Below are 7,335 nucleotides of genomic sequence, written 5' to 3'. Positions count from 1 at the left end.
GAGTCCGTCTCGTGGGCTCGGAGATGTGTATAAGAGACAGATGCTATACTGGTCACCGGAACTGTAATGGTTTCGCTCCTGTTTTTTTTCAACATAGAACAGCTGGCAAGACTTGGCGGGGCTTTTAACATTTTGATATTTATCCTGCTCAATATGGCAGTAATCATCCTCCGAAAACGGACTTTACCCGGATATGAACCAACATTCCGCGATCCCTTCTATCCTTTCACGCAAATATTCGGGGTTGTCGGGAGCATATTATTGCTGCCTCTTCTTGGTGGTTTACCTTTACTGTTTACCGTATTAATGATATTTGCCGGAGCCGGCTGGTACATGTACTATGGAAAAGACAAAGCCATGCCAGCATATAACCTGTTTGACCTGCTGGAAAATAATGTAGAAAGAGTGAGCGTTGAACCGGTTTCTGTTGGCAGGGTACTTGTGCCAGTTTCCAATCCGGGGCATGAACGAGACCTTCTGAAGCTGGCAGATTTCCTGGGAAGTGAGATAATTTGCCTGCACATAATTGAAGTTCCACGCCAGACAACCTTAATGGTAGTTCAGGAAGCCTACCATGAGAAACAGATAGAGATGGACTGTCGTTTCCAGGAAGATTTTGAGCAATACCCTGCAAAATTCGGAAATAAAAGGGAATTTATCATTGCATTTGACCACAAAATCTCAAATTCAATTATTGAACAGGCTGAAATAGAGCACGCAGACATAATTATTATGGGCTGGCACGAATCAAAGAGGTTTAAGTATTCACTCGGAGACGTAACAAATGATGTTCTCCTGTCCTCAAAAAGCCAGATCGCTCTATTAAAAGGACATCTACCTGACAGCCTTAAGAAAATCCTTGTAGCATATAATGGAAAACAAAATTCTGTACACGGCCTTTATCTTGCAAAAAAACTCGCTGCAAATACCGGGGCTTCAATTAGAATAATCAGCATTATTAGCCCCGATGAAGATCCGGACAAGAAAGCAATAATTACTGAAGAACTTGATGGGCTGGTCAAAAAGATAACTTCGATACCTGTCAGTTTTAAACTGCTTGAAAGATACTCTATAGAAGATGCCATACTTGAAGTCTCAAACGGCTACGATCTGACAATTATTGGCGATTCGAGCGAGAGATTTAAGATCTCTTTGCTCGGAACCCTCTCGCAGAGGATTGCCAGACATTCCAGAAAGCCGGTAATGATAGTTAAAAAATCAAAGCCGATATCAAAAGAAAGTCTGAATTACCTGCTGAAAAAATCTGGTCGGAAGATATATGCAAGAATCAGAAAGGAAAAAGACCCGGATTAAACGCAGGATTAATGCCGGGATTAAGATCCGGATTATGGGATTAAGACCAGATTAATTAGACACGATAAAGAGAATATCCACTAAAATTAAGGAGTCCGGGTTCAACCAATCAAAATTAAATCTCCTCTAAAATAGGAATCAGGGCTGAAATTACAGGGAAGGAGCACAAGAGAACATGACTAGCGGATACGTTGACCCCGGAGACGGGAAACTCTACTATGAAATTGAGGGAAAGGGTGAGGTGCTCGTGCTCATCCATGCGGGCTTTGTTGACAGTCGCATGTGGGACGAGCAGTGGGCTGCTTTTGCACAGCATTACAGGGTTCTTCGTTTTGATATGCGCGGGTTTGGGAAATCCGATCCTGCAATAGGGCCTGTTTCCCGCCGTAAGGATTTGTACCGCTTGCTTCAGGAACTCGGTATTGAACATGCACATTTATTGGGCTGCTCCATGGGGGGAGAAACAGCCATTGATTTTACTCTCGAGCACCCTGATATGGTGCTGTCGCTGATCGTTGTCAGTGGGACTCCGGGAGGCTTTGAAATGAGGGGCGCTCCTCCATCTCAGCTTCTGGAGATGCTGCAGGCTCTCGAACAGGGAGATCTGAACCGCGTAAGTGACCTGCAGATCCGTCTCTGGGTTGATGGCAGTTTCCGTCAGCCGGAGCAGGTCGACTCTCGCGTCCGTCAGCGGGCAACTGAGATGAACCGGATTCCGGTCGAGAATGGAACCTGGGCCATAGCCGACGCCAACCCGCTTAATCCGCTCAATCCACCGGCCACCGGGCGGCTTGGGAATCTCGCCGTTCCTGCGTTATTCATGGCTGGATCTCTTGATAATCCTGAAATCCTGCGGGCTGCTGACCTGCTTGCTAACGAGATCAAAGGGGCAAAAAAGGTTCTCATGCCCGATACCGCCCACGTGCCAAATATGGAAAAACCTGCTGAATTTAATCGGATTGTGCTGGATTTCCTGAGCCGTCTGTGAAGCCGCAAAAAGGCATGCGTAATTTCCTGTTTAAGGGAGCCGCTAAGAGCACTCTCTAGCATAAATACTCCTATTCCTGATTCGGCTTATTCCCGAGCTGGATAGGAGTTGGATAAACTCAATTTAGGTTGAAACAACTCTCTGCTGAAAAATCTCTTTTTTAGTCTGCAAACTTATGATTTGAGCTCCTTGAGTCAGCAGTAAGTAGTTTCCTTTTAGATTATTCTGCGTTTCTTTTCCGGTTAATAATTTAAGGCTTTGAAAGGGGAAAAGTCGAATTACATCGGTGATATAAAGTTATAGGTAAAAACATATAAAAATACTTAGGCCCGAGTACTGATAATTTATTTTTTTGAGCAGCTGGCTCGACCGAATAACCATTTTTTAAGGGGAGAATACGGGAGAATACTAATGTCCGTGAAAATCGAATGGAAAATCTTTACCGCTGAAACACAGAGTGACGGGACATGGAAGTCGAACAGCCCCAACCTTGCGGAACTGCTCAACGTCATAGCCAGTCCTCTCAGGATTAAGGGACCAACTCCGGATATCGAGTACTCGATGGCCCAGCTAGCAATTCAGGGGCTGCCATACTTTAAAATAACCGAAATCACTTCAGGAAATGCAAGGGCATCAGGGAGTGAAATAATGCCGATTCGGGTTTGAAGAGGAAACAATGCAACAGTTAATATATATGGACCCATCTGATTATATATGGGCATATTTTGAATTGTGGGTGTAAAGGGGTCTGTATATGGGCATAATATCCATTATCTTACATACAAAATGTAAATATTGTTCATCATGTTCTCAATTCCAGCCTAAAGGAAAATACTGTGAGGGTCTCGACTATCCCAAATGCGGGATATTTTTGAGACGAAAAAGGGGAATATAAACTATGTATTGAAACCAGAGTCTAATGTTAGAATTTTAAGAGATTTACTTTATTATATTTCGGAGCGTAGAGGCTAATCTCCGTCATTTTTATGGCGGGATACAGCCGTAAACTCTCTCGATAATAGTTACCTGTAAACCTTAATTTATCTTCCAGTCCTATTCTATATTGGCTAGTTTTTGCTACCATCAGCATAATAGGCTCAAGTAGGTCAGCTAGACTTTGCTCTGAACTTAAAGTATGAGGTTATGTAGGGAAGTTCTACATGTAAAACTTTGAACGGTGTTGGCGAGACCAGAATAATATTCGCTCCTGGGCGGAATAGCGTTGGTTGAAAGGCCATAGATGCCTGCGAATTTATTCGCGGGGGCTGTCACAGAAATTTATTAACCTATATTACTTATACAGTACTTCCGGAGCTGATTTTGTGGTCCATGTGAAGGCTTTAAAATTTATAGTCCTCATTTTTCTCGTCTCCCTGACAGCCGGCTGTATGGATATCGGGAACCTTAAGGAGGGTCTTGTCGCCGATGGGATGAATAAATTGCTGCCTGAGGGTACTGTCCCGGAGGAAGAACTCGAAGCCGAAGAGGCTGATCTTGTCGGGAGTGTCGAAAGCGCTGAAAGTATCGCCTCTCCGGGGATACCTGAGGTGCCCTCGTACTCCGAAGAGAAGTCAGGTGCTGTTTATCCAAAAGAATACAGGCTGCTGTCTCTGAACTTCCGGAGGGCTATAGGGGCAGGAGAGGAAAGGACAGGAGAAGAGGTCTACAATATCACAGGAAAGACTTCAGGATACAATATAGAAGATGCCTGCGCTGTTTATAATTACGTAAACCGGAACTGGCAGTACAGGTACGACAAAAACGCCGAGTTTTTCTTCGGGGCTTCACAGACCATTGACAGCGGATATATAGGGGACTGCGATGATTACTCAATTGTTATGTCTGCCCTTTTGAAAAATATGGGGTTCAATACGAGGGTAGTTACGGCATACAATGAGTCTTATGGGCACGCTTATCCCGAACTTTACATCGGGGATGACAGGGACGCAGCTTACGGGATACTGGATTATATCGCAGAGAGATACCCCTCTGCCGAAAATGTCTGGTACTCGGAAAGGGTGCTTGAAGATGGGCAGGGAACGCAGTACTGGCTCAACTTCGACTGGAGCGGGTCAAACGGGTACAGACATCCCGGCGGTGTATACTTCCAGGGAGCATCTATTATATACTACCCGAACGGCCTGGTCGAGTTCTAAAGCAGGAATTAATGAATAAGTGAATGAATAAATAAATGAATAAATAAATGAATAAATAAATGAATAAATAAATGAATAAATAAATGAATTAATGAATTAATGAATGAAAATTTTGCCCTGTTTTAATATCCTTCCTGCGGCTTGCTGGCTTGACGCATTTTTATCCTTATCCTCAGTTTCTTTTTCCCGCTTCCTCTCTCAAAACTTTCTTTCTCCGCTTCTCTCAAAACTTTCTTTCTCCGCTTCTCTCAAAACTTTCTTTCTCCGCTTCTCTCAAAACTTTCTCCCGTTGTCCCTTTTTCAAAAAGGTTATATCATATAAATTCTAACTATGTTAAACTCTGTGATGTTACAAATTAAACTAATTGTGTTAAACAAATTCTGATAATATTGTTAAGCTTAAACTTAAAATGAGGTCTTAAAAATGACAGAAAAAATCGGAATCCTGGCCATCGGCCACGGGAGCAAACTGCCTTACAATAAAGAAGTAGTCAGCCAGATCGCAGATTACATTGCACAGAAGTATTCTGATGTTGTTGTTAGAGCCGGCTTTATGGAAAACAGTGAGCCAACTCTGGAAGAAGCAATTGCAGGCTTTTCAGGTACAGGAGTAACAAAGATTTCAGCAGTACCTGTTTTCCTGGCTTCAGGCGTCCACATCACAAAGGATATCCCTAAAATCCTGAATCTGGACGAAAACGGCTGCGGAACCCTTGAAATCGATGGGAAAGCAGTTCCTCTCTGCTACGCAAAACCCCTCGGAGCCGACTCACTGATCGCCGACCTCGTCTTTAAAAGGGTGCAGGAATCCCTGTAGATTTGAACATCTGGGTCCGGTTTTTATTATGGACCTGTTCCGGAAGAAGCTCGCCGTGCTCGACCTTACACACGGCGGCATTCCAATCGCAATAAAACTCGCAGCTCTGGGAAATGATGTATCCGGAGTAGACGTTTACGGGACCGTGGATCAGGTGCTGCTTGGGGAGCTTGAGGAAAAGTACGGCATCAGCTGTTCAAAAACTCCTCTCCCCTTATCCGAATTCGATCTGCTGGTAGCGCCTGTGCATCTGGACCCGGCTTATCCCATGCTTTCAAAAGCCAGGTCAGAAGGAAAAACAGTTCTCTCACACCACGAAGCCATAGGGAAAATCCTGCAGGACGACCCGGAGCTTTCGGATATAAGAATAGTTGAGATAACAGGCGTAAAAGCAAAGACAAGCACTGCGTCCCTGCTCGCTGACATGCTCTCCCGCAGGTTCGAAGTCGTGCTCCATACCTCGCGCGGGCTTGAAGCCTGGAAAGAGGGTGTCCCTTTTATTATTCACAGGGGCCTGAGCATTACTCCGGGGAGTATCCTGACAGCCATTGAAAAAAGCCTTGAGGCAGGAATCAGGCCGGAATTTTTCATCTTTGAAATCTCTATCGGAGGTACGGGTACCGCAGACCTCGGGATCCTGACAACCCTTTCCCCTGATTATGGGATTGCGAACAATACTTCCCTTGCAAGCGATGCAAAGCTCCAGCTTATCCTGAACGCAAAACCCGGAAGCACCCTTCTTCTCAATGCCGGGGCAGAAAAAGCCCTTGAAGCTGCAAAATGGAGCCGGGCAAAGGTTCTCACCTTTAAGGATCCATTTTATGCAGAGTCCCATGTGAAGATGTCTGAAGTTCCGGATTTTGTTCTGAAAACTGAAGCCGGGACTGCAAAATTATCAGCTGCTCAAGACTCGTCAGCTACTCAAGACTCGTCAGCTACTCAAAAATCATCAATTACTCCGGAGTTATCCGCTGCTCGGGAACCGTCAACTCCCTCAGAACCGTCAATCACTCCCGGAGCTTCAGGCTCTACCCTGCATTTTCTCCGCAGAGGGGATGAACTTTTTTCAGCTTCCCTGCGCCCCGGATATAACAGTTCGGCATACATGACAGCCTTTGTTGCAGCCTCTGCAGCCGCTCTCGAACTTGGGGTTGAGCAAAAAGCTGTTGTTTCTGTGCTTGAGGAGTTCAGGGGGCTTTCAGGCAGAATGCAGGAAAAAGAGCTTAATGGGGTTGCCCTGGTTGACAACTCCAACTCCGGAATGGACATCCTTTCTGCAGAAAAAGCCCTTGAGTACGCTCTCCTGAAGAAAAAGGACGAAAAAAAGGGAAGTATAATCCTTGTACTTGGAGAAGAAGCTTCTCAGGTATGTGAAGGGCTGCCTCCTGTCTCAGTGCAGGGGTTTGTAGAAAAGTTCGGTGCAAAGTGCAGGCACATTATACTTGTTGGAGAGAGAATGACAGCAGTAGCTGCTAAAAATGCCTCTTATGCAGGCAGCCTTCCGGAAGGGCTATTGAAAGCTTCGGAACTTGCAGGAACAGAAGATATAATTCTTTCCTCAGTGAAATGTTTCCGTTGAGCGCTGTCCCTCCGGGTAATCTCCCATGTAAATTGTCCCTCCGAAAATTCTCCGGCCGGACCTGGAAAATTGGCAGGAATTCCGGGTCAGGCTGCGGGCTTTTCGCAGGAATTTTATGATACAATTTTATACAGGGTCTTCCAATCTGTATTCGTTTCCATTGCTTGTTTAACTTTCAACTGATCATGCTTCCGGATACCTTCTTCCCGTCCAGGCGGGGTTCACAGTCCTGCGGGATTCCGGAATCTCCCGGGTGAAACCCATATAAACATTCGTATAATCAGAATAAGAGGATTTGTCATGACTGCAAAAGAGATTTCAATCATTCATCCCCGCCCGAGTTCAATCGTTGCGGCTCTTTATACCCTCAGGGACTTAAACGTCGATGTTGCAATCCTGCACGGACCCCCTGGCTGCTCATTCAAGCACGCGAGACTGCTCGAAGAAGACGGTATCCATGTAGTCACTACAGGGCTTGACG

General features: G+C 45.3%; 6 protein-coding genes and 1 pseudogene. All 7 read left to right on the top strand.

Going from position 1 to position 7,335, the window contains the following annotated elements:
* Positions 1 to 153 precede the first annotated feature (153 nt).
* Positions 154 to 1,314: a universal stress protein gene (locus EO95_RS10885; RefSeq protein ID WP_235282973.1), complete on the top strand. Its 1,161-nt coding sequence runs from the start codon at positions 154 to 156 to the stop codon at positions 1,312 to 1,314.
* 175 nt (positions 1,315 to 1,489) lie between these two features.
* Positions 1,490 to 2,302 carry an alpha/beta fold hydrolase gene (locus tag EO95_RS10880; RefSeq protein ID WP_048134709.1) on the top strand — a complete coding sequence of 271 codons (813 nt, stop codon included), beginning with the start codon at positions 1,490 to 1,492 and terminating at the stop codon, positions 2,300 to 2,302.
* A gap of 411 nt (positions 2,303 to 2,713) precedes the next feature.
* Complete coding sequence (locus EO95_RS10875; RefSeq protein WP_048134708.1) at positions 2,714 to 2,968, top strand: hypothetical protein; 255 nt, start codon at positions 2,714 to 2,716, stop codon at positions 2,966 to 2,968.
* A 656-nt stretch (positions 2,969 to 3,624) separates the two neighbouring features.
* Positions 3,625 to 4,458, top strand: coding sequence for a transglutaminase-like domain-containing protein (locus tag EO95_RS10870; RefSeq protein WP_048134707.1), 834 nt, complete (start codon positions 3,625 to 3,627; stop codon positions 4,456 to 4,458).
* A gap of 424 nt (positions 4,459 to 4,882) precedes the next feature.
* A complete protein-coding gene (cfbA, locus tag EO95_RS10865) occupies positions 4,883 to 5,275 on the top strand; it encodes a sirohydrochlorin nickelochelatase (protein WP_048134706.1) in 393 nt (130 codons plus the stop codon).
* Positions 5,276 to 5,303: 28 nt separating this feature from the next.
* On the top strand, positions 5,304 to 6,854 hold the full coding sequence (cfbE, locus tag EO95_RS10860) for a coenzyme F430 synthase (protein WP_048134705.1): 1,551 nt from the start codon (positions 5,304 to 5,306) through the stop codon (positions 6,852 to 6,854).
* A gap of 300 nt (positions 6,855 to 7,154) precedes the next feature.
* A pseudogene (locus EO95_RS10855) lies at positions 7,155 to 7,335 on the top strand (Ni-sirohydrochlorin a,c-diamide reductive cyclase catalytic subunit); the annotation flags it as partial.

Source organism: Methanosarcina sp. 1.H.T.1A.1 (assembly GCF_000979295.1).
In the GTDB taxonomy this organism is placed as follows: Archaea; Halobacteriota; Methanosarcinia; order Methanosarcinales; family Methanosarcinaceae; genus Methanosarcina.
The sequence above is the reverse complement of the archived record's forward strand: the minus strand, read 5'-3'. Positions and strand labels throughout refer to the sequence as shown.

Excerpts from the sequence above, each read along its gene's own strand:
- EO95_RS10885 (WP_235282973.1), top strand. The coding sequence starts at position 154 with ATGGCAGTAATCATCCTCCGAAAACGGACTTTACCCGGATATGAACCA.
- cfbE (WP_048134705.1), top strand. The coding sequence starts at position 5,304 with ATGGACCTGTTCCGGAAGAAGCTCGCCGTGCTCGACCTTACACACGGC.
- EO95_RS10875 (WP_048134708.1), top strand. The coding sequence starts at position 2,714 with ATGTCCGTGAAAATCGAATGGAAAATCTTTACCGCTGAAACACAGAGT.
- EO95_RS10880 (WP_048134709.1), top strand. The coding sequence starts at position 1,490 with ATGACTAGCGGATACGTTGACCCCGGAGACGGGAAACTCTACTATGAA.
- cfbA (WP_048134706.1), top strand. The coding sequence starts at position 4,883 with ATGACAGAAAAAATCGGAATCCTGGCCATCGGCCACGGGAGCAAACTG.